This is a genomic window from Hyphomonas chukchiensis, from assembly GCF_000682695.1.
Lineage (GTDB): Bacteria > Pseudomonadota > Alphaproteobacteria > Caulobacterales > Hyphomonadaceae > Hyphomonas > Hyphomonas chukchiensis.
The window spans coordinates 372,689-398,686 of sequence record NZ_AWFG01000001.1 but is presented as its reverse complement, the minus strand read 5'-3'; the positions used below and the strand labels follow the sequence as shown (position 1 = coordinate 398,686).

The following is a 25,998-nucleotide window of genomic DNA, read 5'->3' as shown; positions in this document are numbered from 1 at the left end:
TCGGCCGATCAGGCCGGGCAGGGCGTCGCTTCGAAGCCAAGCAATTCGATCTCCGGGCTGAGATAGCCTTCCTTGACCGGCTCGCTGCGTGACAGTGCGGTCGAGAGGTATTTCTTGTTGTCATCACAGAATACGGTTGCGACGCGCGCGTCGGGCCCAAGCCGTTCGGCGGCCATCAGGGCACCGATCAGGTTGGCACCGGACGAGATGCCGACACCGAGGCCGAGTTCGCTGGCCAGCGCCTGCGCCATGAGGATCGCGTCCCCATCGGAGACAGCGATGACATCATCGAGCTGGGCAAAGTCGACAATGGCCGGAATGAAATCATCCGAAATGCCCTGGATACGGTGGCTGCCGACCTTGTGGCCGGTGGAGAGCGTTGGCGATTCCAGCGGCTCAAGGGGGTGGATTTTAACGTCCGGAAGGCTGGCGCGCAGGGCCCGGCCGACGCCCATCACGGTGCCACCCGTGCCGACACCGGCGACGAACGCGTCCGGCGTGAGGCCCAGCACGGCCATCTGTTTCAGCAATTCCGGCCCGGTCGTGTCGCAATGGCCGCCCGTATTGTCGCAATTGGAAAACTGGCAGGGCAGGAAGACGCCGTCCTGGCTTGCGGCGAGGGTGCGTGTGGCTTCAATGGCGCCGATGAAGCCGCCTTCCTCGCGGCTGATGAGGTGAAGGTCCGCGCCCAGGCTGCGCAGCAGGCTCTTGCGTTCGTCGCTCATCCAGTCGGGCATGTAGATGTCGACCTTGTGGCCGAGCGCACGGCCCAGCGCGGTGATGGCGATGCCGGCATTGCCGCTGGTGGCTTCCGCGATGCGGTCGCCCGGACGCAGTGCGCCGGAGCGCATGGCGCGGCTGAGGATCGAAAAGGCCATGCGGTCCTTGATCGAGCCGGTGAGATTATAGTGCTCCGCCTTGGCGTGGATCACGCGCTCAACGCCGCGATAGCGCAGGTGGATCGAGAGGAGCGGTGTGCGGCCGATCAGGTTCGAGAGGGCCCGCAGGCGAGGATGATCGACCGGGTTCGCCGTGCGGATTGCGGTTTGGGATGTCGCGGTGGCAAGGGCGAGTGGCATGGATATCTCCTCATTTCAGTGAGGGAGAGTCCCACAGATGCGATCAAATATCATCGCAGTCTTACAATAATTATGATGGAATATGGGTAGATATTTCGATATATGGGACGAATGGAAGAAAAAATTGATGATACAGACCGGATCCTGCTCCGCGCGCTTCAGGCGGATGGCACGCTGTCGCTCGAATCGCTGGCCGGGCGTGCGGACATTTCGACCAATACGTGCTGGCGCCGTGTGAAGCGGCTGGAGGAGAGCGGGCTGATTGCGCGGCGTGTGGCCTTGCTGGATGCCGAAAAGCTGGGGCTCGGCCAGACAATCTTCGTGGCGATCCGCACGAATGACCATTCGGCCGGCTGGCTGAAGCGCTTTGCCGATGCGGTGCGCATGATCCCGGAAGTGGTCGAGTTCTACCGGATGGCGGGCGAGGTGGACTATCTGCTGAAAGTGCAGGCCCGCAGCGTTCACGACTATGACCGCGTCTACAAGGACCTGATCGCGCGGGTGAACATTTCAGATGTCAGCGCCACGTTTGCCATGGAATGCATGAAGAATACGACCGAGTTGCCGGTCTAGCGCAGCATGGACGGGTCGCTCTGGCCGGGCACATGCATCATGCGGTTGAGGCCGAGGCAGGCTGCGATTGGCTCTCCCTTGTCTGTCGAGAGGAGCGTGTCAGGATGACCCAGATAGGCCGCAAGCTCGCCGATCGCGCCGCGATCAATGTCTTTAAGGGAGATATCGTCCGTCACTTCGCCCAGCAGCGCGGCTGAGCGGCAGGTGAGGCGTTCGGCGACAATGAGTTCAGGCGCATCCGCCCCCTCGCGCAGGCTGCGCCAGGCGGCGCGCTGGGGCGCATTCCGGATCAGGATGCTGGATGGCAGGCCAGTGCCTGTCGGCACCGCCATCCAGAGCGCTGTGACGGCCAGACCGGGATCGGGATGGGTGTAGCGGACGGAATAGATCGTGCCGCCGCTGACCTGGTAGGATGCGAGTGTTGCAGCATTGGTCGCATCAAGCGTCGCAAGCCAGCCGGAGACGGCAAGGTTGCGCGCTTCGCGGGCCCGGGCCTGTTCGCCGGTGGCCATCAGCACGACGGCCTGGTCCATGCGGGCAGATGGTGAAAGCTGGGCGCCAGCGGCAAGGGCTGCATCGTAATGGAAGGCGGAAACATCGGCGCGCCCGGAATCGAGCGCTGCACGGGCGGCAACAAGGTGGGCCTCGCGTACTTCAAACCGGTCAGGGCAGGCGGCGATAAAGGCCTCTGCCGTGCGCAGGAAATAGGCGGGGCTACCTTCTTCTGTCGGCGCGGAGATGGCGTTCTGGTAGCGGGTGGCGTCCGCAAGGCCGCAGGCGGGTTCGGCATGGGCATATGGCGCCAATCCGATCAAGGCGCTTATGCCGGAGGCGATCAGGGCTGAGACTGCTTTCAGTGCGAAACGTGAATAGGCCATCGAGACTCTCCCTGAACTGGAGACGACGTTGCAAAGGCCATGCCGATGCAAGCGCGTCCGATCCGTTCAGCAGGTCTGATTGCAGCCCGGAAAGACCGATACGTCAATCGCTGAGCGGGTGGATGTGTGCGGGGTCGTGATTATGAAAGAGCGTTTCGTTCAGGGCATGGCTGTGACGATGGAAGGGCAGGCTCGCAATTGCGACGGCGATGGCAACACCTGCGCCGAGCGACAGGAAGCTGCGCAGGGGCGGTTCTTCCTTCAGCGGCTCCATCAGCGGTCCGGTGGCGACATAGAGGAGGAGCCCTGCTGAAATGGCGAAGAGGTTGCCAATGGTTTCAGAGCCCAGCCCGTACATGAAGGGCGCCGAGGCAATGACGCCCAGCGGGGTGGTCGCCGCCGCCGCGAGGAAGGCCAGAAGGAAGGCCTGACGGTTGGCGAAACCGTGCCGACGCAGGATGGCAAAAGCGATCACGCCTTCGGGAAACTTGTGAAGAAGAAGCGAGGTCGCGGCATAGACGCCGGATGAAAAGCTGGCCGCGAAGGTCACCGAATAGACGATGCCATCGATGAATGAGTGGAGCGCGATGGCCAGCACGGGCGTTGCGGCAGCGGCATGGCTTTCCTCTCCGCCTTCGGGAAAGATCACGCGGACAAGGAAGCTCATGAGCAGTCCGCCGAGAAAGCCCGAAAGGATCAGGCCGGGGGCATGCGGGCTGAGCGCAAAGGCTTCGGGCGTGATGTGGAGGATGCTGAGCGTGACCAGCATGCCACCGGCGGCGAGCGCGAACAGGCCGGAATGGCGCGCACTCCAGTCGCCACGCGCGGCAACGGCGATAAGGCCGATCGTCGTCACAAAGGCGGCAATCAAGCCGAAGAAAAGAGGGGCCTGCATGGACTGGAGCATGAATGGAAAGCGGTCTCGGTAGGCCGCGCAGGGCCAGAAAATGAACAGAATAGGCGATGCTGCAGCGAAAAACGGTAATGCGGCCTTGTGGAAAAATGTTATATAGTCTCATTATGCAAATCGCGAGTACAAATTTGCGGTTCGCGCAATTTCCCCTCATTACGGCGCCAGGAGGCCCCTCTTCATGTTCACTTCACCGCGTGTGGCTCTGTGCCTGATTTTGACCGTCCCAGCTCTGGCGCTGGCGGGTTGCAGCAAGAAGACCGAATCTGCGCCGGCCGCGCCAGAAGTGCCGTCGGTTGAAGCACCCGAAAATATGGAGGCAGCGCCTGCCGTGCCGGAAACGGTTGAAGTCCCCGAGGCCACAGAGACTGCAGCAGCGGCCGGTGAGGCACATGTGCATGGCGCAGGCGAATTCGCGGTTGCCGTTGATGGCGACGTGCTGACTGTTACCCTGGATGCGCCGCTCGCCAATTTCGGCCTTGGTGAAGGCGACACCGATGCGTTGGAAGTCAGCACCGGCATTGGCGACAAGCTTGTCAGCTTCCAGGGCAATGCCGACTGCACGGAAGGCAACCGCCATATTCAGACCCGCACCGTCGGCGACCATAGTGGCCTGACACTGACCCTCGAATTCACCTGCAGCGCGCTCGACAAGTTGGACGGCGTGCGCCTCAACGCCTTCTCCGAATTCCCGGGTTTCCAGACCGTTGATGCGGTTTTCGTCGGTCCTGACTCGCAGACAGCAGCAGTGCTGACGCCCGGCAATCCTGAACTGGCCACCCGTTAGACGCCCGAAACGGTTCTTATGAACGACCCTGCCATACAGATCGAAGGGCTACGCTTTGCGTGGAAGGGCCATGCGGCCGTTCTGGACGTGCCCGCCTTTACGCTGGCGCGCGGCGAACGGCTGTTCCTGCGCGGGCCGTCAGGTTCCGGCAAGTCGACTTTGCTGGGCGTGATTGCGGGCGTGCTGGAGGCAGATGCGGGCAGGGTCAGCGTGCTGGGGCAGAACCTTGCGTCCCTTTCCAGTTCTGCCCGGGACCGGATGCGGGCCGACCATCTCGGGGTGATCTTCCAGATGTTCAATCTGGTCCCTTACCTCTCCGTCGTCGGGAACGTGACGCTGCCGCTGAAATTCTCGGCTGCGCGGCGCAAGGCCGTTGGCGGAGATGCGGAGGAAGAGGCGAAGCGCCTGCTCGGGCGGCTTGGCCTGACGGATGAGTCGCTTCTGGAACGGCGTGTGTCGGACCTGTCGGTCGGCCAGCAGCAACGGGTGGCAGCGGCGCGGGCCCTGATCGGAGCACCGGAAATCGTGATCGCGGATGAGCCGACCTCAGCGCTCGATGCCGATACCCGTGACCGGTTCATCACCCTCCTGTCGGAAGAGGCGGCGCGTACAGGCGCGGCGCTCCTGTTCGTCAGCCATGATGCGTCGCTGGCGCGCCTGTTTGATCGGGCGGTTGATCTGACCGCGATCAACAGGGCAGGGGTGACCGCATGAGCGCAATCCTCACTTTGGCCTGGAAGAGCCTGATGAACCGCAAGGGATCGGTGATCCTGACCCTGGTGGCCGTAGCGCTGTCAGTTGCGCTCTTCCTCGGTGTCGACAAGGCGCGGACCGGCGCGCGTGAGGGCTTTGGCAACACGATTTCCGGCACGGACCTGATTGTCGGCGCGCCGACGGGCACCGTGAACCTGTTGCTCTATTCGGTGTTCCGGATGGGCAATGCGACGGCGGAAGTTTCGTGGCCGACCTATCAGAAAATTGCCAGCCGACCGGATATCGCCTGGACCGTGCCCATTTCGCTGGGCGACAGCCATCGCGGTTTCCGGGTGCTTGGCACGACGAATGATTATTTCGTCCATTACAAATATGGTCACGGACAACCCCTGAAGCTCGCCGAAGGTGCGGAACTCAGCGACCTGTTTGATGCCGTGATTGGCGCCGATGTGGCGCGCGAGCTTGGCTATGAGATCGGCACGCCGCTGGTGCTGAGCCATGGGCTTGGCAATGCAGGGATCGGGGGAGGGCACGAGAACCGGCCCTTCCGCGTGGTCGGTATCCTTGCGCCAACCGGCACGCCCGTGGACCGCACGGTGCATGTCTCGCTGGAGGCGATCACGGCGATACATGTCGGCTGGGAGACCGGCGCGAAGAACCCGCTCGCCGATACGATCGACGAGAAGATGATCCGTAGCTTCGATCTGACGCCCAAGACCATTACGGCCTTTTTCGTGGGCCTTGAGCGCAAGGGCACGATCCTGACGACGCGCCGGGCGATCAATACGAACAAGGGCGAGCCGCTGATGGCGATCATTCCGGGTGAGGCGCTGGCCGAACTGTGGAGCGTGACCGCCTTTGCCGAGCGGGCGCTGATGGCCGTGTCCGTGTTCGTGATTGCGGTGGGCCTCGTGTCGATCCTGACCTCCATCCTGACGAGCCTGAACGAACGACGGCGTGAGATGTCGATCCTGCGCGCAGTAGGCGCCCGGCCGGGGCATATTTTCAGCCTGCTTGTGCTGGAGGCGGGTCTGGTCGGCTTTCTGGGCGCCGTGGTCGGCATCCTGCTGATCCATGCGATCCTGCTGGTGGCCGGGCCGATGGTGGAGGCGCGCTATGGCGTGTCGCTCGCCGGGACAGGGCCGGGGCTGACGGACCTCTATACCTTGCTGGCGGTGACGCTGGCCTCGCTGCTGATCGGCATGGTGCCGGCCTGGGCGGCCTTCCGCCGGTCGCTGGCCGATGGCCTGTCCGTGAAAGTGTGACTGAATGAACCGCTCAAACCGTCTAGTCCTGCCAGCACCCGGAGTTTAAGTTGAGACCCATGAAAACGATCCAGATCCTTTCCGCCGCCCTACTTGTGACTCTTGTCACCGCCTGCGGCCAGACCGCTGAGCCGGAAACGCCTGCAGCGCCAGCCGCCGCCACATCCACCACCGACGCCGGCCCAAAGGTCGGTGACAAGATTGGCGAGAGCGATGCCGAGAAGGCCGCCAAGGCCGCAGAGAAGAAAGCCGAAAAGGATGCCTCCATTGTCGCCAAGGCCGTCGAGGAAGCGCGCATCAAGGCTGACCTGGAAGCCCGCGGCATTCGCCCCATTGGCTGGGAAGACCTGATGCCGGAAGGGGAGGAGGAGCGCCTCGCCCAGATGTACCAGTCGCAGATGGCCTCGCTCTATTCCGGATCGCCGATTGCCGAAGGCTCTGCTGCCGACACGGCCATGCAGATCGGCACGTTCAACACGGTGGCCGCGCTTGATGGCGTGAAGGTGCGCATTCCGGGCTATACGGTGCCGTTCGAGTACGGCTCGAAGGCCGAGATCACGCAATTCCTGCTGGTCCCTTATTTCGGCGCCTGTATCCACGCCCCGCCACCGCCGCCGAACCAGACGATTTTCGTCAAGACCGATACGCCGATCAAGCTGAAGGACCTGGCGCAGGCGGTCTGGATCGAAGGCACGATCCGGACGCAGACGCAGAATTCCGATCTGGCCGATGCGGCCTATACGATCGAGATGACGAGCCTGACGAAATACGATTACTGAGGCCGGCATGATCAGACCTGAAGACATCAGGGTCGTCGCGTGGGATTTCGACGGCGTGCTGAACCGCAATGTGCAGGACGGCGTCTTTGCCTGGTCGCGAAGTTTTGCCGAGGACCTTGGCCTGTCGCTGGATTCGTTCAGCCGCTTTCTCTTTCAGGGCCGGTTCCAGAAGGCCATGGTCGGCGAGGCCTGCCTGAAGGAACTTGTCACTGAATGGGCTGGCACGAATGGGGCGGTGGGCCGGGAAGGGGAGATCCTCGACTATTGGTTCACCCGCGATGCCCTGCCCGACGCGGATGTACTGGCCATGGTCGCGCAGTTGCGCCAGCGCGGCATTGCCAATGTGATGGCCACCAATAACGAGATCCACCGCACGGCTTTCATTGAGTCCGACATGGGCTTTGACCAGCACATGGACCGGATCTTTGCCGCTGGCCGGATGCGCGTCGCCAAGCCCGATACGGATTATTTCCGCCATCTGGAACAGGAGCTTGGCATGCCGGGGGTGCACATGCTGCTGGTTGATGACATGGCCGAGAATGTCGAGGCGGCGCGCAGCATTGGCTGGCAGGCCTTCCATTTTACCGAAGGCGCGCATAACGATCTCGTTGCCGCGCTGGGTCTTTAGGCAAAAAAGAAGGGCAGCCAATCGGCTGCCCCTCTCCTTACTCTACCTGGCACTCTACTGATCGTAAGCCTTAAGGAAAAAACCCTAACGGTTTACGAATGCGCATTGCGTCGCCTATTTGGCGCCTTTTGCAAGCAGGTTGCGGATTTCTTCCAGAAGAACTTCCTGGCGCGGCGGCTCGGACGGTGCGGCCTCTTCCTTCTTTTTCATCGAGTTCATGCCCTTGATTATCATGAACATCACGAAGGCCACGATGATGAAGGAAATCACGGCGCTGATGAAATTGCCGAGCTCGATGATGGCGGCTTCCTTGGTCACTTCACCCGAAGCATCAACGACTGCGGGCGAGATCGTGTAGCTCAGCGCTGAGAGATCGATGCCGCCCATGATGGGCGCGAGAAGTGGCAGGAAGACGCCCTGAATGAAGGCTGTCACAACCGTTGCGAAGGCGCCGCCCATGACAAAGCCGACCGCCATGTCGATGAGGTTGCCCTTCATCGCAAATTCCTTGAACTCCTTGAGCATAGTCAGCCCCTTCCCAGATTGTGTGTTTCGTAAAGAATACGGAATTAATCAGACTATTCGAATCCACGGTCAAGCGACGACTTTACGGCTCCAGGTGGAACCAGGCTGCCTATCTCGCTTCCGGATCCTCGCCACCATTCACGCGGGCGCGTAACTCCTTGCCGGCCTTGAAGAAGGGGACTGCCTTCGCGGGCACCTTGACGGGTGCACCGGTGCGCGGGTTGCGGCCCTTGCGGGCGTCGCGCTTGCGAACAGAGAAGGCGCCAAAGCCGCGCAGTTCAACCCGGTCGCCGCGGGCGAGGGCGTCTGCAATCTCGTCCAGAATCACATTCACCACGCGCTCAAGATCCTCCTGGCGCAGGTGGCTATATTCTGAAGCAAGCTTCGCGATGAGTTCTGACTTTAGCATGTTGTTGTTATTAAACGTATTTGCGGCGGGAGCGCTAGGCCCCCGCCGCAAACATTTCATCAATTTTAGGAAGCGGGTGCCGCTTCCCGGGCAAGCCTAGGACATGAATTCCTCGGCCTGGCCTTTCCAATCGTCACGTTCCATGCGGCCCTGGAAGCTGAGCTCTTCTTCAAGCTCTGCAATCTGGGCATCATTGAGGGCAGCGACCTGCCAGAAGTGGTAGATACCGGCTTCGTTTAGCTTTTTCTCGAATGCCGGACCGACACCCTTGATCTGCTTCAGGTCGTCAGCATCGCCTTGCGGACCTTCGAGACGGCCGCGCTCGTCGAGCGAGGACACGTCACCGGCCTTGATGCCGTCGGAAGAAGCTGGTGTCGCTTCGACCTTCTCGGACGTCGCCTTGGCAGGCTTGCCGACCGAAGAGGAGGCAAGGGCTGCACCGAGGATATCACCGAGCGAGGCGCCGGCATCAGCCGAACCGTACTGGGCGACAGCATCTGCTTCTTCAGCAATCTCGAGCGCCTTGATCGACAGCGAGACGCGGCGCGAGCCACGGTCGACTGTGAGGATCTTGGCGTCGACCTTGTCGCCGACAGCAAAACGCTCAGGGCGCTGGTCTGCGCGGTCGCGGCTGAGGTCGGAGCGGCGGATGAAGGATTTCATCGCCGGGGAGCCGAACTCGACTTCGATACCGCCCGAGGTGATCTCGGTGACAGTGCAGGTGACGATCGAGCCACGCTTGAGGCCCGTGCCGCCATCGGCAGGGGCTGCGATCGGGTCGCCGCTGAGCTGCTTGATGCCGAGCGAGATGCGCTCCTTGTCGACGTCGACGTCAAGGACGCGTGCCTTGACCATGTCGCCCTTGTTGAAGCCTTCAATGGCTTGCTCGCCGGACTTGTCCCAGGCGATGTCATTGATGTGCACCATGCCGTCGAGGTCGGGGCCGAGGCCCACGAACAGGCCGAACTCGGTGATGCCACGGACTTCGCCTTCGATTTCGGAGCCGACCGGATGTTCGGCAACGAATGCGTCCCATGGATTGTCCATGGTCTGCTTGAGGCCGAGCGAGATGCGGCGCTTGTCGCTGTCGACGTCCAGCACTTCCACGTCGACTTCCTGGGTCGTCGAGAGGATTTTGCCGGGGTGGACGTTCTTCTTGGTCCAGCTCATTTCGGAGACGTGGATCAGGCCTTCAACGCCGTCTTCCAGTTCAACGAATGCACCGTAATCGGTGATGTTCGTGACCTGGCCCTTGAGGCGTGCGCCGACCGGATAACGCGAGTCGATGCCGTCCCATGGGTCGGAACCGAGTTGCTTCATGCCGAGCGAGATACGCTGGGTTTCAGGGTTGATCTTGACGATCTGCACTTCGACTTCCTGGCCGACTTCAACAACCTGCGAAGGATGGTTAATGCGCTTCCAGCTCATGTCGGTGACGTGCAGCAGGCCGTCGATGCCGCCGAGGTCCACGAACGCACCGTAATCGGTGATGTTCTTGACGATACCCTTGCGGACGTCGCCTTCTTTCATGTCCGAGACGATTTCGGCACGCTGTTCTGCGCGGCTCTCTTCAAGGATGGCGCGGCGCGAGACAACGATGTTGCCGCGTGTGCGGTCGAGCTTGAGGATGGCGAACGGCTGGACTTCGCCCATGAGCGGGCCGACGTCGCGAACCGGGCGGATGTCCACCTGGCTGCCGGGAAGGAAGGCGTTGACGCCGCCGAGGTCGACTGTGAAGCCGCCTTTGACGCGTCCGGAAATGGCGCCTTTGACGGGCTCTTCCTTGTTGAAGCTGCGCTCGAGCTTGATCCAGCGCTCTTCGCGGCGAGCCTTGTCGCGCGAGAGGACGGCATCGCCGAGGGCGTTCTCGATCCGGTCGAGATACACGTCGATGATATCGCCGGGCTTCGGCTGGTCGTCTTCGAGGGCGAATTCCTTGACCGGAATGCGGCCTTCGGTTTTCAGGCCGATATCGACCAGGACGTTTTCGTTTTCGATGCGAATGACAGTGGCCGGGATAACCTGGCCTTCCTGCATGGCGCCCGCGGCAGCGGACGATTCGAACATCGCCGCGAAATCGTCGGATGTTGGGTTCATCTTGTCAGTCATTGTGTCTCCGGGGACGGGGCGAACGGTTCAAGGCGGGCCTGCACCATTGCAGCCCGCGTCGGAACGACCCGTTAGAGTGGTCTGTATTTCAGAGCGGTACCGCTTGTTTGGATTTGAGCCTTTTGGGCCCTTCAAACGGTCTTTCCACGGGCGAGAACGGCCTCAACGGCCACAATCGCCTTCTCCACTGCGGCGTCTATAGTCAGATCAGTCGTATCTATCAAGACGGCATTTGACGCGATGGCAGCGGGGGCATCCTTGCGGGACTGGTCGCGTTCATCGCGGTTCCGGAGCTGTTTGATGACCTCTTCGAGCGTTAGATCCGGCTCGAAGCCGACAAGTTCCTTCCAGCGCCGATAGCCGCGCTGCTCGACATTGGCGTCGACCCAGAGTTTCACATCGGCGTCAGGTGCAATGACTGTTCCGATATCGCGGCCATCGAGCAGGGCGCCGCCGGCCTGCGTGGCGAAGCTGCGCTGCAGCTCGAACAGGGCCTGACGGACTTCCGGAATGACGGCGACCTGGCTGGCGGCCTTGCCGGCTTCGCCGGTGCGCAGGTCGGAATCGCGGAATTTCGACAGGTCGAGATTAATGGCGATTTGCTGGAGCGCCTCCGCATCATCAAGGGCAACGCCCTGTTTCAGGGCGGCAACGGCGGTCGCGCGGTAAAGGCAGCCCGTATCCATGTGCGGCAGGGCGTATTTCGCCGCGAGCCGCTTGGCGATCGTGCCTTTTCCCGAGGCGGTGGTTCCATCAATGGCGATAATCATGATGCGCCCTCGGAAATATCAGCTCCCAGTGTCGCCATGTGGGCGAGGAATTCCGGATAGCTGGTGTCGATCATGGAGATGTCGTCGACGCTGACAGGCTTCTGCGAGGCTGTACCCATGATCAGGGCGCTCATGGCGATGCGGTGGTCGTGGCGGGTTTCGACCAGGCCGCCGCCGGGGGGCGGGCCGCCGCAGCCCTGGACCACGAAGCCGTCTTCACGCTCTTCGGCCTCGACGCCATTGGCGCGCAGCATGTCGACCACGGCTTTCACGCGATCTGTTTCCTTGACGCGCAGCTCTTCGGCGCCGGTGACGACGGTTTCGCCGGTGGCAAAGGCGGCCAGCACGCCGAGGATCGGGAATTCGTCGATCATGGAGGGGACGAGGCGCTCAGGCACGTTGCGGCCGATCAGGGAGGCGCTGCCGGACTGGATGTCGATCAGGCGTTCACCGGCAGCATCACCTGTATCCTCGGCGCCGAGGCGGGCGCCCATGAGTTCGGCAAGGTCGTAGAAGCCGGAGCGGGTGGGGTTGGACATGACGCCTTCGACGAGAACATTGCCATCGGGCGAGATGAGGCCCGCAGCAATAAGGAAGGCCGCCGAGGACGGGTCGCCCGGGATGGCGGCCTCGATGGCCGAGAGTTTCTGGCCGCCCAGCAGGGAGATGGTGCGGACCTGACCGGCGCCGCGCGAGACGCCGACCTCGGCGCCGAAGCCGCGCAGCATGCGTTCGGTATGGTCGCGGGTCGGTTTGGCCTCTTCGACGATTGTTGTGCCGTGGGCATTGAGGCCCGCCAGCATGACGGCGGACTTGATCTGGGCGGAGGCCTGTGGCGGGGCATAGGTGATGGCCTGAAGCGCGGCCGAGCCGGTCAGGCGGAAGGGGAGGCGGCCGTGCGGCTCGGCGGTGTCGGTGAGGCCCATCTGGCGTAGGGGCGTCAGGATGCGGTTCATCGGGCGGGCGCTGAGGCTGGCATCCCCGCAAAGTTCTGCGGTGAGGGCGTACCCGGCCATCAGGCCCATCATCAGGCGCGAGCCGGTGCCGGAATTGCCGAAATCGAGCGCGGCGGCGGGGGAGGTGAGGCCGCGCGCGCCTGTGCCCGTGACCTCCCATTGACCAGCGCCCGTGCGCGTGACCGTTGCGCCGAGGGCCTGCATGGCCGCGCCCGTGCGCAGGACGTCATCACCTTCCAGAAGGCCGGTGAAATGGCTGGTGCCGTGCGCAATGCCGCCCATGATGAGCGCGCGATGACTGCAGGACTTGTCGCCGGGGGCGCGAAGGACGCCGTGCAGGCGGGAGACGGGGCGGCTGGTCCAGACCATGATCAATTTCCGGTTACACTGTTTCTTACGTGAATTCGGGCTTTGACAGCGCGCAGCGTTCATGGCAAGCGCCCGCCAGACCAAAATCATTGAAACTCCGAAGGGAGCCGCCCTGTGTCGAAAGACAAACTCGGAACCAAGCAAGTCTGCCCAGACTGCGAAGCCCGTTTCTACGACCTTCACAAGCGCCCGGCCGTTTGCCCCAAATGTGGCAATGAGTTCGATCCCGAAGATGAAGTGATCAAGACCACGATCACCAAAGTGAAAGCCAAGGCTGCCCGCGCCGCCGTCAAGTCTGACGACGATGACGATGATGATGACGACGAGGATGACATCGCCGTCAAAGGCAAGGGCAAGAACAAGGGCGACGATGACGACGACATCGACGACGAAGATGAAGACGACATCGACGACGAGGAAGACGCCAAGGAGCTCGGCGGCGAAGAAGCCGAAGTGATCCTGGAAGGCGCTGGCGAGGACGACGAGGAAGAAGGCTCGACCACGAAGGTTCCGGCCGGATTCACCGAAGAAGGCGTCGAGGATGACGATGATGATGACGTCATTCTGGACGATGACGACGATGATGCATTCGATATCGACGCCGATGCGGACGATGACGATGATGATCCGCTCGTTCTTGATGATGAGGATGAAGATTAGGGCTTGAAAGGCGCGTTTACTGCGTCTAGTTCTCGCCCTTCCCGAGATTGGGGCCATAGCTCAGTTGGGAGAGCGCTTGCATGGCATGCAAGAGGTCGTCGGTTCGATTCCGTCTGGCTCCACCATTCCCCGATCCTGTTGACCGGTACGGCGTGAGACGTCGCCGATAGTTGTCTAATCGACGATGAACAGCTTTGCGCCGGTCTGCGTTTCGGAGCGGTGCGCTTCGCCGTCATGCTGAACCTGGTAACTCATGCCAGCCGAAAGCGTAAAAACGCGGCCATCCTCCAGCTCGGTGACAAGTTCCCCTTCCAGTACGAACAGGATGTGTCCGCGCTTGCACCAATGATCCGACTTGTAATTTGCGGAATAGTCCACTCGCCGGACCCTCACGCAGCCAAGGTCAACCGTCCGCCATGTGGCAATCCCGGTTTCGCCGGGATGTTCGGTCGTTGAGACTGTGGACCAGTCTGTCGTGGCGAAGGGGATATTTGAAAGGTCCATTCGGGTCTCGCTTCTTTGCTGTCTGGTCGGCAGGTTGGCTTTTAGCCAAAACAGCCCTGTTTAGCTTCACTAAAGTGTGAACGCTGTCTCACTTCCGCCACAGGTCGGCGCTTGAAGCGGACACATTGATCCCCCACCTTCTTAGTGAACGAAGGGTCCGCCCACGAGGCACAGTCACCGGCTCTGGCGTTCGGTATCTGTCTTGTGACGGAAAGGATTGGAAAATGATAACGACCGAACTGAAAACGAACCCGTTTGAAAGCGACGCCTTTGTCTACATCCGCCACCTGGATGCTGACGAATTGCAGACGCTGATGCCCGCTAATGCCATGGAACAGGTCAAGGATCCCGAAGAACTCTTTGTTGTCCTGTCTGCCGACGGCGTAAGGCTGGCCGTTGTCGAGGGCCGCGATGCGGCCTTTGCGGCGGCGCTCGCGAACGACCTGAAGCCCCTCAGCGTGCATTAACGCCGCCTGATAGCCCCTTGCTTTTCTCCGGTTTGATGATGACACTTGCGTCATCAAAAGAACCGGGGGGAAGCATCGGCATGAAAAATTACATTCCTGGAACAGGCCTCGTGGCCGCACTGGCGCTTGTCGCCTGCAGTCCGAAGCCTGCTGCTGCGCCTGAAGAGGCCGCGCCCGCCCTGCCGGAAATTGTTTCGACCGAGGGCGATTTCGCTGCAAACCTGCAGACAGCGCTGATTGAAGCCAGGCCCGGTGACACGGTGCGCCTGCCGGAAGGCGTGTTCAGACTGACGACCGGCCTATCGCTTGATGTTGATGGGGTGACCGTGCTCGGCGCAGGCCAGGACAAGACCATTCTCGATTTTGCCGGACAGACCGGCGCGGGCGAAGGCCTGCTGGTGACATCGGATGATGTGACGCTGATGGCGTTCGGCATTCGTGACACCAAGGGCGACGGGATCAAGTCCAAGGGCGCCGACCGGATTGTCTATCGCGATGTGACGGTCGACTGGTCGGGCGAGCCGGACGAAGGCAATGGCGCCTATGGTGTCTATCCCGTGGATTCGACCGATGTGCTGATCGAGAACGTGACCGTGCGCGGGGCATCAGACGCGGGGATCTATGTCGGCCAGTCGCACAATATCATCGTGCGCAACTCACTGGCCGAGTTCAACGTCGCGGGCATCGAGATCGAGAACTCGTCAAATGCCGACGTGTACGGAAATATCGCTCGGGACAATGCCGGCGGCATTCTCGTGTTCGACCTGCCGGACCTTCCGGTCATGGGCGGGCATTCCACGCGCATCTTCAACAACCAGATCGTGCACAACAACACGCGCAACTTTGCACCGGCCGGGAATATTGTTGCGGGCGTGCCATCAGGTAGCGGCGTGATCATTCTGGCGAACTATGACGTGCATGTGTTCGACAATGAATTTGCCGACAATCGTACGGCGCACATGCTGATCACGGCCTATCCGCAGGCCTTTGCCGATGCGAATTACAATCCGCTGCCGCGCGATATCGTCGTGCGCAATAATCGCTGGTCGGGCGGCGGCAATGATCCGCAGGGCGACCTGGCCCCGGCGGCTCAGGCCCTCGGCGGTACGTTCCCGGAGATTGTGACCGACGGCGTGACGCGCTGGCCGGGCGCGGAATCGCAACCGGTGAATATTGTCGTGGATGAGGCGCCAGACATAGGCTTTGTCAGTCTCGGTCTCGGTGCCTATCCGATCGATCCGCAAGCGATGGAGCCGAGCACGGAGCGTCCGCAAGGCACGCCGGTGGAAGAGCCGGCGGCGGTCAAGCTGCCGCAGGATGCGGAGTAAGGCGGCGGCGTGATGATGCGATGGATGGCCGGTCTTGTCCCTGCGCTGCTCCTGCTGGCGGGGTGTGGCGGGCCGGACGGCGCGGCGGGCGGGCCGGACATGGCGCTCCTCATGGCAGATGCGCCTGCCGAGACGCTGGCAGACTATGGTTTCTTCAAGGATGCGGGCGCTGACCAGCCGGTAGAAGGCGTTGTGCCCTATGATTTGATCAATCCGCTGTTTTCCGATCATGCAATCAAGCACCGTTTCGTTTTCGTGCCGAGGGGCAACGTGGCTTCCTATTCGCCGGACAAGGTGATGGACTTTCCGGTCGGCAGTGCCCTGATCAAGACCTTTGCCTTTGCGCCGGACCTGCGCGCGCCCGGCGTCAAGGAATACAAGGTCGAGACACGAGTGCTGATCCACAAGAAGGATGGCTGGGCGGCCTTTCCCTATGTCTGGAATGCCGAAGGCACGGAGGCGACCTATGCCCCGGCAGGCGGGCATGAGGCGATCTCGGTGATCGACCCGTCAGGCGCTGCCCTCAGCATCGACTATGCCATCCCGAACAAGAACCAGTGCAAGACCTGCCACCAGGATGGGCACGACGTGCTGCCAATCGGGCCGAAGGCGCGCAACCTGAACCATGACGGCCCGGCGGGCGTGAACCAGATTGACGACTGGCAGGCACGCGGCCTGCTGGAGGGCGTGCCGGATGACGTGCCTGCGGCAGCGGCAGTCTATGATCTCAGCCTGCCTGTGTCGGAGCGGGCGCGCGCCTATCTCGATATCAATTGCGGGCATTGCCACAATGCAGGCGGGTCGGCTTCCAATTCGGGGCTTTGGCTCGGGTCCGGGGAAAACGATCCGGTCAAGCTTGGCATTGGCAAGCATCCGACGGCGGCGGGCAGGGGCTCGGGCGGGCTCACCTTCGTGATTGCGCCAGGGGACCCGGACCATTCGATCATGCCATATCGGATGAACGCGACGGAGGCAGGCGTGGCCATGCCGGAACTCGGGCGCAGCGTGATTGATGAGCCCGGCGTTGCGCTGGTGCGTGAATGGATCGAGGACATGGAGTCCGACGAACCATCTGGGCGCTGAAGTCGAGCGACCTATCTCTTGTGCCAGATGCCGGCAATCGGCAGCCGCACGGAGATCCTGGCATGAAATTCCTCGCCGTATTGTCCCTCGCCATCGTTTCAGCGTGCACCGTAACGCAGCCTGCAAAGGCCCCGGTCATGACTCCTTCGCCCAGCGCGCTCAATGGAACATGGGACGTTGCGATGCTTTATGCGCCCGACAAGCCGCCGAGTGCGACCGTCATGGAGCTGAACCTGTCGCCAGACGGCGTGCTGACAGGCTCTTTCTATGATTCTCCATTTGAGGAGGCCGAGTACGCGGTACGCGGAAACGTCATCGCCTTCGGTTCGGTTACGTCGGATGGCAATGCGCCTTATGCCCATTCAGGCCGATTGGTAGACGGCAAAATTGAGGGACAGACGCTGTCTTTCGGTCGGGATTTCCTGATGATCTGGACGGCGACGCGCCGGGAGGATAGGCCGGTCGCTGAAAACAAGTGATGCAAGGACCTTCGGTTGGCCGATTTACAGATTTTCATCGATGGCGATGCCTGTCCGGTAAAGGACGAGATTTACCGTGTGGCGGTACGCCATGGTGTGCCGGCGGTGCTCGTGTCCAATTCCTATATTCGCATGCCGGAGCATGCGCTGCTCTCACGCCAGATCGTGACAGATGGTTTTGATGCCGCAGATGACTGGATCGCCGAGCGGGCGCACGCCAAGAGCGTCGTGATCACGGCGGACATCTTGCTGGCCGACCGCTGCCTGAAAGCTGGCGCGAAAGTGATCGGGACGACGGGCAAACCCTTTACCGATGATTCCATTGGCGCGGCGGTCGCTACGCGGGCGATCCTCGCTGACTTGCGCGTCGGCATTGCCGAGACAGGCACGCCGCGGGCGGGCGGACCGGCGCCCTTTACCAAGGCGGACAGGTCGCGCTTCCTCTCGGCGCTTGATGAGGCGCTGGTGAAGCTGAAACGTATGCCCTAGGCCACGGCTTGCGTGGTTGCGGGCTTCTTGCCATGACGGGAGGCTGATAGCGCCAGTGCGGCGCGCCGACCAGGGAGCGGCCCGTTTGAGCCAGCCATCCATACGCCTCGAGATCAATGCGCCTTTCGGCGAGATCATTCTCAACAAGCCGGAAAAACGTAACGCCCTGTCGGTCGACATGTGGGCGGCCATCCCGGAACTGATCGAGCGGGTTGTGGCGGCCGAGACAGTCAAGGTGGTGATCATTCATGGCGGAGACGCTGGCGCCTTTGCGGCGGGTGCAGATATTTCGGAGTTTTCGACGATCTATTCGACGCCTGAAGCGGCGGCGCAGTCTGGCGCGGTGATCGCGGCGGCGCTGAATGCTGTGGAGGCCTGCACCAAGCCGGTGATTGCGGCGATTGATGGCGCCTGTGTTGGCGGGGGCATGAGCCTTGCCATGGCGGCAGACCTGCGGGTCGCGAGCGAGGATGCGCGGTTCGGCATCACGCCGGCCAAGCTGGGCATTGTCTATCCGGCGGGCGATACGCGGCGGCTGGTGGCGGCGATCGGGGCTGCGCGCGCGAAGGACATCCTGTTTACGGCGCGCATTTTTGACGTGGCCGAGGCGAAGGAAATGGGCCTGCTCAGCCGTGTGGTGGCGAGAGGCGAGGCACTGGCCGGTGCCCGCGCGCTTGGCGATGCGGTGGCCGCGACGTCGCAATGGTCGACACGGGCGATAAAGCGGATGGTCGCGGGTATCGAGGCCGGGTGGGACGACACCTCGTCTGAAGCGACAGGCCTGTTCGCGGACGGGTTTGCGAGCGAGGATTTCGTGGAGGGCTATTCTTCCTTCCTCGAAAAGCGCCCCGCCAATTTCACATTCAAATGATGCATCGCGCTGATAGTCTTGCCGAGGGCTTTGCCGCGCTGCGGGCCCTGAAGCCGGGGCCTGCGCGGCTCTACCTTGCCGGATGCAGCGGCGAGCCTGTCGGGCTATATAATGCGCTCAGCGCCGAGGCTGAACTGGCGCGAGACCTCACCTTTGTCGGCGTACCCGTGCCAGGCCTCAATCATCTCGACTGGACGCACCTGCATGCGACCGCACGCGCGGAAATGCCCTTCATGTATGGCGCCATGCGGGACGGCTTCGCGGCGGGAAAGATTCTTCTGCGTCCCATGCATTATACCGAAAGCTATCGCGAGATGCAGGCCGGGCCGATTGACGTGGCTGTCATCATGGTCTCGCCGCCGGAAGCCGACGGAACTGTCAGCCTTGGCCTGTCGGCGGATTTCTCAGGCGCGATTCTTGCGCGTCCGGATATTCCGGTGATGGCCGTGGTCAATCCGTGCATGCCGGCGCCGCGCGACACCTTGCGTGTGCCGCTTTCGCGCTTCGATGTGGTGGCCCGGGACGAGACGCCGCTGGTGGAGCTGACGGAATCGGCCTTGCCGCCGGTGTTTGCGCGCATTGGGGAACGGATTGCGGATCTTGTTGGCGGGGAGGCGGCCTGCCTTCAGTTCGGGATCGGGAATGTGCAGCAGGCGGTGCTGAAGGCGCTGGCTGACGCAGGCGGACCAGCGAACCTGACGATCCATTCCGGCCTCGTGACCGACCCCGTGCTGGGCCTGATCGATGCAGGTCGCGTGGTCGATGCGCCCGGCGCAATCCTCACTGGTGTCGCGATGGGCACGAAGGCGCTGTATAACCGCGTGGCGCGTGACAGGCGGTTCCGCTTCCGCGGCGTGGACGTGACGCATGGGATTGAGGTACTGGCAAGGATCCCGCGTTTCACGGCCATCAATTCGGTGCTGGAAGTGGACCTGTTCGGGCAGGCCAATGCGGAATTCATGAAGGGACAGCAGGTGTCCGGCATCGGCGGCCTCGCCAATTTCCTGCGCGGTGCGGCCGTCTCTGATGGCGGCATGCCGATTGTCGCCCTGCCGTCGACGGCGGCCAAGGGGCAGGTCAGCCGGATCGTCTCCCGGCTGGGGCCTGAGGGGGTCAGCGTGCCGCGCTCGGATATTGGATGGGTCGTGACGGAGCATGGCGCGGTGAACCTGCGCGGCGCGAGCGTCGACGAACGGGCCAAGAGGCTGATCTCGATTGCTGATCCGGCGCACCGGGGCGCCCTCGCGGAGGCCTGGGCCGGGATGCGGGCGGGGCTCTAGAGGTTCAGCTGGGTCTGCGTGGTCAGGCTGATCAGTTTGCCTTCAATCGTTTCGACGCGTGTTTGCCAGACCTGCAGGCGCCTGCCGACGCTGACCGGAAGAGCCGTGGCACGCAGGACAGTGCCGACAGGCGCCCCGGCGATCAGGTTGGTCTTGCTCTCGGTGGTGGTGGTGCCTTTCGCGTCATCGGGCAGGTTCAGGAAGGCCGCGACGGCGCCCACGCAGTCGGCCAGTGTCATCAGGAAGCCGCCATGGGCGATGTTCCCGGCGGTGCATTTGTCAGCCTCGACAGTGACCTCACCGATAACCTGATGCTTTGTGGCTTCCACCATGCGCAGGCCGATATGGCCGGCGAAGGGCATCGAGGCGACAATGGCCTGCATCGGGTCCTTGGCCATGTCGTGCGTCCCTCTTCAGTGATCGTGATGATGCCGGTGATCGTCGTAGTCTTCATAGCGATCATGATAGTCCTTGCGGGGACCGTCGAGCGAGCGTTCGCGCTCCCAGCAGCTGCAACTGCCATTGTAGGTATAGGCTTCGCCGCGCCCGTTCACCCGGAAGCTTGCACTGGAATACGAGCCGTCCGCCGTATCCCCATACATGTCGGCATAGCCATCCCCGTCACTGTCGCATGTGTAATAGGAGCCAATGCTCGAACAGGCATATGATCCGACATAATCGCCATAGGAATAGCCCGAGGGCCAGCCGGAATAGGTCGAAAAGCCATAGGGCGTGTAAGGGGAATAGCCTGCGCCCATGGCGTAGGAATTCCTGTAGGTCTCTTCCTCGAATGTCTGGGCAAATGCGTCCGACATCATCAGGATCTCGTCCGATGTACAGGCCGTCAGCACTGTCGCCAGCGTAGTGGCTGCCAGCAGATATGGTTTCATCCGTCCCCCTAAGTGTCCGGGAAAGCTAGCTGCGTCCCGTATCGCGCGTCAAATCGGAATTCGGCCCTTTAAACCTGCCTGCACCGATCATTTGCCCTTAACCCAACCCATGCTAAAGCGCTGAACATGAACGGAATCCAACTGCATAAGGGCGATCTGCCCAAAAATATCGATTTCGGCGCGATTGTTGCCATCGATACCGAAGCCATGGGCCTCAACCCGCTGCGCGATCACCTCACCTTGGTGCAATTGTCGTCCGGCGACGGTACGGCGCACCTGGTCCAGCTCGGCCGGGATTATAATTGCCCGAACCTGAAGGCCCTGCTGGCTGACCCCAAGGTGATCAAGCTATTCCACTTTGCGCGGTTTGATGTGGGCATGATCAAGCGCTGGCTGGGCGTGGATTGCGCACCGATCTGGTGCACCAAGATCGCCTCCAAACTGGCGCGGACCTATACCGACAGGCATGGCCTGAAGGACGTCGCCCGCGAAATTGCAGGCGTGGACCTCTCCAAGGCGCAGCAGAGCTCCGATTGGGGGGCGAAAGAGCTGAGCGATGCGCAGCTTCAATATGCAGCCTCCGATGTGCTCCACCTGCATGCCATCAAGGAGGGGCTTGAGGCGATGCTGATCCGGGAAGGACGGCTGGAACTGGCACAGTCCTGTTTCAACTTCCTGCCGACCCGCGCCGCCCTCGATCTGGCCGGCTGGGCCGAACAGGACATTTTCGCCCATTCCTGAAGCAAGCGTCATGTTGTGCGCGCTTTTGTTTCGGCCTTATCAAAGGTAAACACGGTCTGTATTCGTTTGTAACAGGCCGCAGGCACTCGCTTTCATGGACGCAGTCAAGCATCACGACCCGGCATCCCTCTGGGTGCCCCGCCGGCAGTCGACGCTCGCCGATGCCCGCAAGCGGTCGGACCGTGTGCGGGGCCTGCGCATCCTGTTCATGGCCTGCGCCGCGATTTCGATGGGGCTTTTCCTCGGTTTCATCATCAAGAGCGCCCTGACGCGTGACGCCGTGCCGGTGCAGATTTCCGGTGATGAGGTCGTCACGATGCTCAATCCGCGCTTTACCGGCCGTGATTCGACGGGTGAAAGCTTCACGATCACTGCAGATGCGGCCCGCCGGAAGGAGCTTACGGCCAATGTGGTCGACCTCGTGGCGCCGATCCTGCGCGATGCGGCAGGCAGCGAAGTGCGCGCGCCCTCGGGCATGTATGACCGCGATGCGGGCATTCTTGAGCTTTATGACGATGTGACAATCACCGATGCGTCAGGCTATTCCTTCCATACGGCAGCTGCGCGGGTGCATGTCGGGCAGGACTGGGTCGAGGGCCTTTCCCCCTTGGAAGGCAAGGGACCGCTTGGCGATATACGCTCGGACTCGTATGAAATTCTTGACGGTGGTAACCGCGTTGTCTTTCAGGGTAACGTAAAAACAGTGATCTATCCGGCCGAGCGAGATGCTGCGGCCAGTGATGAAGGTGGTGCAGATGGCAATCCTTAAACTCTTCGGGGCAGCGTTGGCGCTCTCCTCCCTGGCCGCCCCGGCCATGGCACAGATTTCGTCGGAAGGCGGGCCAATCTATATCGATTCCGAGCGGACCGAGAGCCTTGAGCGTGAGCGCAAGGTGCTGCTGATCGGCAATGTCGACATTCAGCAAGGCACGGCCCGGCTGCGCGCTGACAAGGTGACGATCATATTCAGTGGCAAGGCCGAAGGCGGTGAGTCCTCCGGCGTCGGCTCTGGCTTCGGTTCGATCGAGACCATGGTTGCCGAGGGAAACGTGTTCTATGTGACGCCTGAACTGAAGGCCAAGGGTGACCGCGGCGTTTATGATGCAGCCGTCGATACGATAACAATGACGGGGCATGTGGCCCTGATGCGTGATCGCGATGTGGCCGAGGGCCAGACCCTGAAAATGGAAGTCGGCAAGCGTCGCACGACCCTTGATGGCGGTGCCGGACGGACCCGCATGGTGATCGAGCCAGACCAGGGAACAGCCGGGAACTGAAAAATTCGAGCAATGGCGTGAAGCCGATCTTAAGTATGTCAGACTATGCCATCCATGGGGCGACGATACTGCCCGTGAACAGGGACGAATTCACGAGATGACTGAAGCGGCCGAAGGCCTTGTCGTTAAGAATATTGCCAAATCCTTTGGCAAACGACAGGTGGTGCGTGATGTGTCTCTATCCCTGCAGCGCGGGGAGGTTGTTGGCCTGCTTGGACCCAACGGGGCCGGCAAGACGACCTGCTTTTACATGATCATGGGCCTGATCGGCGCGGATTCCGGATCGATTTCGATCGATGGGGAAGACGTGACACGCCTGCCCATGTACCAGCGCGCACGCCTTGGCGTGGGCTACCTTCCCCAGGAAGCATCCATTTTCCGGGGAATGACAGTGGAAGAGAATGTTATGGCCGTGGCGGAACTGGTCGAGAAAGACCGGTCTGCGCGCATGGCACAGGTCGACAGCCTGCTGAGCGAGCTGCATGTGGAACATCTTCGCGGCCAGGCGGCCACGTCCCTTTCGGGGGGTGAACGTCGCCGGGTCGAGATTGCACGTGCACTGGCATCCCGTCCGAGCTTCATGCTACTGGACGAACCGTTCACCGGCATTGACCCGCTCGCCATTTCCGACATTTCCGAACTTGTCCGCTACCTGAAGCAGCGTGGCCTGGGCGTCCTGATTACGGACCACCAGGTGCGCGAGACGCTTCAGATCGTGGACCGGGCCTATGTCATGTATGATGGTGACGTTCTCTTCGATGGCACGCCAGGCGATGTGCTGAAGAACGAGGATGTGCGCAGGGTCTATCTGGGTGAACAGTTCGCCGCTTGATCGACAGGGCGCGGGCTTAGGAATGAAACAGTCACTCGACATGCGCCAGGGCCAGTCCCTGGTAATGACGCCGCAGCTGCAGCAGGCGATCAAGCTTTTGCAACTCTCCAATCAGGAACTCGCCGAGTTCGTGGAAGCCGAGATCGAGCGCAATCCCTTGCTGAACAAGGCCGAGGAGAATGCCGAGGATGGCGGCAGGGAGCAGGGCGAGGCCCCGGCGCGCCGCGAGCAGCTTTCCCTCGATGACAATTCCGGCCTTGGCGCCGCACGCGAGCAGCTTGATGCGCCAGGCGAGGATGTGTTTGAACCGGGCACAGGGTCGGATGCCGCGATGCCGGCCGAAGGCTCGGGCCCGTCGGTCCAGACGGACTGGTCGAGCGCCACGTCCGGTGGCAGCTTCAACAGCGAGGAATATGACTTCGCGGCGAACCTGACGACCGACCTGACCCTGCAGGAACACCTGCACAATCAGCTGAACATTGCCGGGCTCTCTGCGGCAGACCGCCTGATCGGCGCCCGCCTGATCGACGAGACCGATGAAGCCGGCTACCTGCGGGCGCCCCTCGAAGATGTCGCCAAGGCTCTCGGTGCGGATGAAGCCAACGTCGCCGCCGTTCTGGCTGTCTGCCAGGGCTTCGAGCCGACCGGCGTGATGGCGCGCTCAATCCCCGAATGCCTGGCGCTGCAGCTGAAGGAACGCGGTCGCTTCGACCCGGCCATGGAAGCCATGCTCGCCAATCTCGACATGGTGGCGAAGCACGACCTGAAGGCGCTCGCCGATGTGTGCGGTGTGGACAAGGCCGACCTGCAGGACATGCTGGGCGAGCTTCGCCAGCTCAGCCCGAAGCCCGGCAGTGGCTTTTCCAGCGACACGACCATCGCGGTTGCACCGGACGTGTTTGTGCGTGAGCTGCCGAATGGCAGTTTTGGCGTCGAACTCAATTCAGAAACCCTCCCGCGCGTGCTGATGGACAAGGCCTATTATGCCGAAGTGAGCGCGCTGCCGATGCGTGACCAGGAAAAGGAGTTCATCTCCGAATGTGCGGCGAATGCGACCTGGCTGATCAAGTCACTCGACCAGCGCGCCCGCACCATCCTGAAAGTCGCGAGCGAGATCGTGCGCCAGCAGGATGCCTTCTTCGCGCACGGCGTGGCCCATCTTCGTCCGCTGAACCTCAAACAGGTAGCCGACGTGATCGAGATGCACGAATCCACGGTCAGCCGTGTGACGTCGAACAAATACATGGCAACGCCGCGTGGCCTGTTCGAACTCAAGTATTTCTTCTCGGCGGCCATTCCGTCGACCGGCGGCGGCGAGGCCCACTCGGCCGAGGCTGTGCGTTACCGGATCAAGGCGCTGATTGACGGTGAGACCGAAGACGATGTGCTCTCGGACGACCAGATCGTCGAGATCCTGACCGGCTATGGCATCGAGATCGCCCGCCGCACGGTGGCGAAATATCGCGAGAGCCTGCACATTCCATCGAGCGTTCAGCGCCGCCGCATCAACCGCGCAAGCGCCTGATCCATTCTATTCGGCCGGTTGCGCGTCCGGCGTCATGGTTTCGAACATCTCGTTGAGATAGGCCGCAAGGCGCACGCCGCCCTTTGACAGCTGCTGGCGGATAATGTCGCGCGTCTGGTAGGCATAGTCATAGGACAGGATCTGCGTGTCCGGATAGATCGTGTCGCGGATGGCGGCGCTTTCATCGGCCCAGTCGGCAGGGCTGGCCTTGGCCCATTCGGCGAGCTGGTTGGGCGTAATCTTCTGCACGAGCCATTCGGTCCATTCGGTGTAGGAGAGTTCCTGGTAATTGATCAGCAGCTCGTCCCACACTTCATGCAGGTTGCTCATTTCATCAAAGAACGTGCAGACGAACTGGTTGCCGCCACGGTCCGTGCCGTTGCCGACATGAAGCGGCTGGTGCAGGTCGCCGACGATGTGGATGATGAAGCGCAGGGCGAGCTGGCGCTGTTCCAGCGGCGCTGTGGGATCAATCGCAATGGCGCGGTATTTTGCGAGCGCAGTGATCGCGTCGCCTTCCGGCGGCGGAATGACCTGCGCATAGGTCTGGCCGACAGGAATGGTGACATAGTGCCAGGGATTAGCTTCGGAGCGCCAGAAGGGATCAGGGTTTGAGCGCATATGGTCCGGCCAGTCGGCGGCCTCTGCGATGCCTTCTGGGCCCAGGATATCCTTGACGCCCGTATCGGCGGACTGGCTGAGATAGGTCTGGGCGACAGCGCCGACGACCCGGTGGCCCGTCTTGCCCCATGCATGGGCCGGCATGACAGTGGCGAGGGCCATGAGGCAGGTCATGATCAGGCGTTTCATCAGGCGGTCTC

30 protein-coding genes, 1 tRNA gene and 1 pseudogene are annotated in these 25,998 nt (G+C 61.9%); 20 read left to right on the top strand and 12 right to left on the bottom strand.

Annotated elements, in window-relative coordinates:
• Positions 1 to 8: 8 nt before the first annotated feature.
• Positions 9 to 1,079, bottom strand: a complete 1,071-nt coding sequence (locus HY30_RS01945; RefSeq protein WP_081812006.1) for a PLP-dependent cysteine synthase family protein — start codon at positions 1,077 to 1,079, stop codon at positions 9 to 11.
• Between the two features lie 111 nt (positions 1,080 to 1,190).
• Here HY30_RS01945 and HY30_RS01940 point away from each other — a divergent pair, with 111 nt between their 5' ends.
• On the top strand, positions 1,191 to 1,652 hold the full coding sequence (locus tag HY30_RS01940) for an Lrp/AsnC family transcriptional regulator (protein WP_206741392.1): 462 nt from the start codon (positions 1,191 to 1,193) through the stop codon (positions 1,650 to 1,652).
• On the opposite strand, the gene HY30_RS01935 is transcribed toward HY30_RS01940, so the two are convergent.
• A complete protein-coding gene (locus tag HY30_RS01935) occupies positions 1,649 to 2,530 on the bottom strand; it encodes a hypothetical protein (protein WP_034736321.1) in 882 nt (293 codons plus the stop codon). The two genes, HY30_RS01940 and HY30_RS01935, sit on opposite strands and share 4 nt — an antisense overlap.
• Before the next feature lie 103 nt (positions 2,531 to 2,633).
• Entirely contained in the window at positions 2,634 to 3,425 is a 792-nt protein-coding gene (locus HY30_RS01930; RefSeq protein WP_241765614.1) for a ZIP family metal transporter, read from the bottom strand.
• A 196-nt stretch (positions 3,426 to 3,621) separates the two neighbouring features.
• Here HY30_RS01930 and HY30_RS01925 point away from each other — a divergent pair, with 196 nt between their 5' ends.
• The 5 genes from HY30_RS01925 to HY30_RS01905 are packed head-to-tail and all read left to right on the top strand — an operon-like array spanning position 3,622 to position 7,613.
• A complete protein-coding gene (locus HY30_RS01925; RefSeq protein ID WP_034736317.1) occupies positions 3,622 to 4,227 on the top strand; it encodes a ZrgA family zinc uptake protein in 606 nt (201 codons plus the stop codon).
• 18 nt (positions 4,228 to 4,245) lie between these two features.
• Complete coding sequence (locus tag HY30_RS01920; RefSeq protein WP_034736314.1) at positions 4,246 to 4,941, top strand: ABC transporter ATP-binding protein; 696 nt, start codon at positions 4,246 to 4,248, stop codon at positions 4,939 to 4,941.
• Positions 4,938 to 6,206: an ABC transporter permease gene (locus HY30_RS01915; protein ID WP_034736312.1), complete on the top strand. Its 1,269-nt coding sequence runs from the start codon at positions 4,938 to 4,940 to the stop codon at positions 6,204 to 6,206. Before HY30_RS01920 ends, HY30_RS01915 begins: the two co-directional genes overlap by 4 nt.
• Positions 6,207 to 6,265: 59 nt before the next feature.
• Positions 6,266 to 6,985, top strand: a complete 720-nt coding sequence (locus HY30_RS01910) for a DUF3299 domain-containing protein (RefSeq protein WP_034736310.1) — start codon at positions 6,266 to 6,268, stop codon at positions 6,983 to 6,985.
• Positions 6,986 to 6,992: 7 nt separating this feature from the next.
• Positions 6,993 to 7,613, top strand: coding sequence for an HAD-IA family hydrolase (locus HY30_RS01905; protein WP_034736308.1), 621 nt, complete (start codon positions 6,993 to 6,995; stop codon positions 7,611 to 7,613).
• A gap of 114 nt (positions 7,614 to 7,727) precedes the next feature.
• Here HY30_RS01905 and mscL read toward each other — a convergent pair whose 3' ends face one another.
• The 5 genes and pseudogenes from mscL to aroA form a co-directional block, all read right to left on the bottom strand.
• Positions 7,728 to 8,138: a large conductance mechanosensitive channel protein MscL gene (gene mscL / locus HY30_RS01900; RefSeq protein ID WP_051614644.1), complete on the bottom strand. Its 411-nt coding sequence runs from the start codon at positions 8,136 to 8,138 to the stop codon at positions 7,728 to 7,730.
• A gap of 109 nt (positions 8,139 to 8,247) precedes the next feature.
• Positions 8,248 to 8,547 (bottom strand): integration host factor subunit beta, encoded by a 300-nt coding sequence (locus tag HY30_RS01895; protein ID WP_034736304.1) that lies wholly within the window; start codon positions 8,545 to 8,547, stop codon positions 8,248 to 8,250.
• Positions 8,548 to 8,976: 429 nt separating this feature from the next.
• Positions 8,977 to 10,656 (bottom strand): annotated as a pseudogene (gene rpsA / locus HY30_RS01890) (30S ribosomal protein S1); the annotation flags it as partial.
• A 131-nt stretch (positions 10,657 to 10,787) separates the two neighbouring features.
• Positions 10,788 to 11,426: a (d)CMP kinase gene (gene cmk, locus HY30_RS01885; RefSeq protein WP_034736299.1), complete on the bottom strand. Its 639-nt coding sequence runs from the start codon at positions 11,424 to 11,426 to the stop codon at positions 10,788 to 10,790.
• The gene (gene aroA / locus HY30_RS01880; protein ID WP_034736297.1) at positions 11,423 to 12,751 is read right to left on the bottom strand and encodes a 3-phosphoshikimate 1-carboxyvinyltransferase; all 1,329 of its coding nucleotides are present in this window, start codon (positions 12,749 to 12,751) and stop codon (positions 11,423 to 11,425) included. Before aroA ends, cmk begins: the two co-directional genes overlap by 4 nt.
• A 114-nt stretch (positions 12,752 to 12,865) precedes the next feature.
• On the opposite strand from aroA, the gene HY30_RS01875 reads away from it, so the two are divergent.
• Both HY30_RS01875 and HY30_RS01870 read left to right on the top strand, forming a co-directional pair.
• A complete protein-coding gene (locus tag HY30_RS01875) occupies positions 12,866 to 13,411 on the top strand; it encodes an FYDLN acid domain-containing protein (protein ID WP_034736294.1) in 546 nt (181 codons plus the stop codon).
• Between the two features lie 49 nt (positions 13,412 to 13,460).
• A tRNA-Ala gene (locus tag HY30_RS01870) sits at positions 13,461 to 13,536 on the top strand.
• A gap of 49 nt (positions 13,537 to 13,585) precedes the next feature.
• Here HY30_RS01870 and HY30_RS01865 read toward each other — a convergent pair.
• Positions 13,586 to 13,915 carry a DHCW motif cupin fold protein gene (locus HY30_RS01865; RefSeq protein ID WP_034736292.1) on the bottom strand — a complete coding sequence of 110 codons (330 nt, stop codon included), beginning with the start codon at positions 13,913 to 13,915 and terminating at the stop codon, positions 13,586 to 13,588.
• Positions 13,916 to 14,139: 224 nt separating this feature from the next.
• Here HY30_RS01865 and HY30_RS01860 point away from each other — a divergent pair, with 224 nt between their 5' ends.
• From HY30_RS01860 to HY30_RS01830, 7 genes are all read left to right on the top strand, one after another.
• A complete protein-coding gene (locus tag HY30_RS01860) occupies positions 14,140 to 14,382 on the top strand; it encodes a DUF1150 family protein (RefSeq protein WP_051614642.1) in 243 nt (80 codons plus the stop codon).
• Between the two features lie 80 nt (positions 14,383 to 14,462).
• Entirely contained in the window at positions 14,463 to 15,710 is a 1,248-nt protein-coding gene (locus HY30_RS01855; RefSeq protein ID WP_034736290.1) for a parallel beta-helix domain-containing protein, read from the top strand.
• A 12-nt stretch (positions 15,711 to 15,722) separates the two neighbouring features.
• Entirely contained in the window at positions 15,723 to 16,793 is a 1,071-nt protein-coding gene (locus HY30_RS01850) for an SO2930 family diheme c-type cytochrome (protein WP_241765613.1), read from the top strand.
• 62 nt (positions 16,794 to 16,855) lie between these two features.
• Complete coding sequence (locus tag HY30_RS18960; RefSeq protein WP_051614640.1) at positions 16,856 to 17,272, top strand: hypothetical protein; 417 nt, start codon at positions 16,856 to 16,858, stop codon at positions 17,270 to 17,272.
• Positions 17,273 to 17,287: 15 nt separating this feature from the next.
• Positions 17,288 to 17,761, top strand: a complete 474-nt coding sequence (locus tag HY30_RS01840; protein ID WP_034736288.1) for a YaiI/YqxD family protein — start codon at positions 17,288 to 17,290, stop codon at positions 17,759 to 17,761.
• 85 nt (positions 17,762 to 17,846) lie between these two features.
• Positions 17,847 to 18,632 (top strand): enoyl-CoA hydratase/isomerase family protein, encoded by a 786-nt coding sequence (locus tag HY30_RS01835; protein WP_034736286.1) that lies wholly within the window; start codon positions 17,847 to 17,849, stop codon positions 18,630 to 18,632.
• Positions 18,629 to 19,912, top strand: coding sequence for an acetyl-CoA hydrolase/transferase family protein (locus HY30_RS01830; RefSeq protein ID WP_051614639.1), 1,284 nt, complete (start codon positions 18,629 to 18,631; stop codon positions 19,910 to 19,912). The genes HY30_RS01835 and HY30_RS01830 overlap by 4 nt, the downstream gene beginning before the upstream one ends.
• Here the strand turns inward: HY30_RS01830 and HY30_RS01825 are convergent.
• Positions 19,909 to 20,310 carry a PaaI family thioesterase gene (locus HY30_RS01825; protein ID WP_034736284.1) on the bottom strand — a complete coding sequence of 134 codons (402 nt, stop codon included), beginning with the start codon at positions 20,308 to 20,310 and terminating at the stop codon, positions 19,909 to 19,911. The two genes, HY30_RS01830 and HY30_RS01825, sit on opposite strands and share 4 nt — an antisense overlap.
• A gap of 15 nt (positions 20,311 to 20,325) precedes the next feature.
• Positions 20,326 to 20,802 carry a hypothetical protein gene (locus tag HY30_RS01820; protein WP_034736283.1) on the bottom strand — a complete coding sequence of 159 codons (477 nt, stop codon included), beginning with the start codon at positions 20,800 to 20,802 and terminating at the stop codon, positions 20,326 to 20,328.
• Between the two features lie 126 nt (positions 20,803 to 20,928).
• On the opposite strand from HY30_RS01820, the gene HY30_RS01815 reads away from it, so the two are divergent.
• From HY30_RS01815 to rpoN, 5 genes are all read left to right on the top strand, one after another.
• Positions 20,929 to 21,543 carry a ribonuclease D gene (locus tag HY30_RS01815; RefSeq protein WP_034736279.1) on the top strand — a complete coding sequence of 205 codons (615 nt, stop codon included), beginning with the start codon at positions 20,929 to 20,931 and terminating at the stop codon, positions 21,541 to 21,543.
• A gap of 94 nt (positions 21,544 to 21,637) precedes the next feature.
• A complete protein-coding gene (locus tag HY30_RS01810) occupies positions 21,638 to 22,312 on the top strand; it encodes a hypothetical protein (protein WP_034736277.1) in 675 nt (224 codons plus the stop codon).
• Positions 22,299 to 22,820: an LptA/OstA family protein gene (locus HY30_RS01805; RefSeq protein ID WP_034736275.1), complete on the top strand. Its 522-nt coding sequence runs from the start codon at positions 22,299 to 22,301 to the stop codon at positions 22,818 to 22,820. Before HY30_RS01810 ends, HY30_RS01805 begins: the two co-directional genes overlap by 14 nt.
• Before the next feature lie 97 nt (positions 22,821 to 22,917).
• Positions 22,918 to 23,652: an LPS export ABC transporter ATP-binding protein gene (gene lptB, locus HY30_RS01800; protein WP_051614637.1), complete on the top strand. Its 735-nt coding sequence runs from the start codon at positions 22,918 to 22,920 to the stop codon at positions 23,650 to 23,652.
• Positions 23,653 to 23,674: 22 nt separating this feature from the next.
• On the top strand, positions 23,675 to 25,177 hold the full coding sequence (rpoN, locus tag HY30_RS01795) for an RNA polymerase factor sigma-54 (RefSeq protein WP_081812005.1): 1,503 nt from the start codon (positions 23,675 to 23,677) through the stop codon (positions 25,175 to 25,177).
• A 6-nt stretch (positions 25,178 to 25,183) separates the two neighbouring features.
• Here the strand turns inward: rpoN and HY30_RS01790 are convergent, their stop codons facing one another.
• Entirely contained in the window at positions 25,184 to 25,987 is an 804-nt protein-coding gene (locus HY30_RS01790) for a S1/P1 nuclease (protein WP_034736269.1), read from the bottom strand.
• Positions 25,988 to 25,998 lie beyond the last annotated feature (11 nt).

Bases quoted from the DNA above. Each gene is read 5' to 3' on its own strand.
- HY30_RS01945 (WP_081812006.1), bottom strand. From the start codon at position 1,079: ATGCCACTCGCCCTTGCCACCGCGACATCCCAAACCGCAATCCGCACG.
- HY30_RS01940 (WP_206741392.1), top strand. From the start codon at position 1,191: ATGGAAGAAAAAATTGATGATACAGACCGGATCCTGCTCCGCGCGCTT.
- HY30_RS01935 (WP_034736321.1), bottom strand. From the start codon at position 2,530: ATGGCCTATTCACGTTTCGCACTGAAAGCAGTCTCAGCCCTGATCGCC.
- HY30_RS01930 (WP_241765614.1), bottom strand. From the start codon at position 3,425: ATGCAGGCCCCTCTTTTCTTCGGCTTGATTGCCGCCTTTGTGACGACG.
- HY30_RS01925 (WP_034736317.1), top strand. From the start codon at position 3,622: ATGTTCACTTCACCGCGTGTGGCTCTGTGCCTGATTTTGACCGTCCCA.
- HY30_RS01920 (WP_034736314.1), top strand. From the start codon at position 4,246: ATGAACGACCCTGCCATACAGATCGAAGGGCTACGCTTTGCGTGGAAG.
- HY30_RS01915 (WP_034736312.1), top strand. From the start codon at position 4,938: ATGAGCGCAATCCTCACTTTGGCCTGGAAGAGCCTGATGAACCGCAAG.
- HY30_RS01910 (WP_034736310.1), top strand. From the start codon at position 6,266: ATGAAAACGATCCAGATCCTTTCCGCCGCCCTACTTGTGACTCTTGTC.
- HY30_RS01905 (WP_034736308.1), top strand. From the start codon at position 6,993: ATGATCAGACCTGAAGACATCAGGGTCGTCGCGTGGGATTTCGACGGC.
- mscL (WP_051614644.1), bottom strand. From the start codon at position 8,138: ATGCTCAAGGAGTTCAAGGAATTTGCGATGAAGGGCAACCTCATCGAC.
- HY30_RS01895 (WP_034736304.1), bottom strand. From the start codon at position 8,547: ATGCTAAAGTCAGAACTCATCGCGAAGCTTGCTTCAGAATATAGCCAC.
- cmk (WP_034736299.1), bottom strand. From the start codon at position 11,426: ATGATTATCGCCATTGATGGAACCACCGCCTCGGGAAAAGGCACGATC.
- aroA (WP_034736297.1), bottom strand. From the start codon at position 12,751: ATGGTCTGGACCAGCCGCCCCGTCTCCCGCCTGCACGGCGTCCTTCGC.
- HY30_RS01865 (WP_034736292.1), bottom strand. From the start codon at position 13,915: ATGGACCTTTCAAATATCCCCTTCGCCACGACAGACTGGTCCACAGTC.
- HY30_RS01860 (WP_051614642.1), top strand. From the start codon at position 14,140: ATGATAACGACCGAACTGAAAACGAACCCGTTTGAAAGCGACGCCTTT.
- HY30_RS01855 (WP_034736290.1), top strand. From the start codon at position 14,463: ATGAAAAATTACATTCCTGGAACAGGCCTCGTGGCCGCACTGGCGCTT.
- HY30_RS01850 (WP_241765613.1), top strand. From the start codon at position 15,723: ATGATGCGATGGATGGCCGGTCTTGTCCCTGCGCTGCTCCTGCTGGCG.
- HY30_RS18960 (WP_051614640.1), top strand. From the start codon at position 16,856: ATGAAATTCCTCGCCGTATTGTCCCTCGCCATCGTTTCAGCGTGCACC.
- HY30_RS01830 (WP_051614639.1), top strand. From the start codon at position 18,629: ATGATGCATCGCGCTGATAGTCTTGCCGAGGGCTTTGCCGCGCTGCGG.
- HY30_RS01825 (WP_034736284.1), bottom strand. From the start codon at position 20,310: ATGGCCAAGGACCCGATGCAGGCCATTGTCGCCTCGATGCCCTTCGCC.
- HY30_RS01820 (WP_034736283.1), bottom strand. From the start codon at position 20,802: ATGAAACCATATCTGCTGGCAGCCACTACGCTGGCGACAGTGCTGACG.
- HY30_RS01815 (WP_034736279.1), top strand. From the start codon at position 20,929: ATGAACGGAATCCAACTGCATAAGGGCGATCTGCCCAAAAATATCGAT.
- HY30_RS01810 (WP_034736277.1), top strand. From the start codon at position 21,638: ATGGACGCAGTCAAGCATCACGACCCGGCATCCCTCTGGGTGCCCCGC.
- HY30_RS01805 (WP_034736275.1), top strand. From the start codon at position 22,299: ATGGCAATCCTTAAACTCTTCGGGGCAGCGTTGGCGCTCTCCTCCCTG.
- lptB (WP_051614637.1), top strand. From the start codon at position 22,918: ATGACTGAAGCGGCCGAAGGCCTTGTCGTTAAGAATATTGCCAAATCC.
- rpoN (WP_081812005.1), top strand. From the start codon at position 23,675: ATGAAACAGTCACTCGACATGCGCCAGGGCCAGTCCCTGGTAATGACG.
- HY30_RS01790 (WP_034736269.1), bottom strand. From the start codon at position 25,987: ATGAAACGCCTGATCATGACCTGCCTCATGGCCCTCGCCACTGTCATG.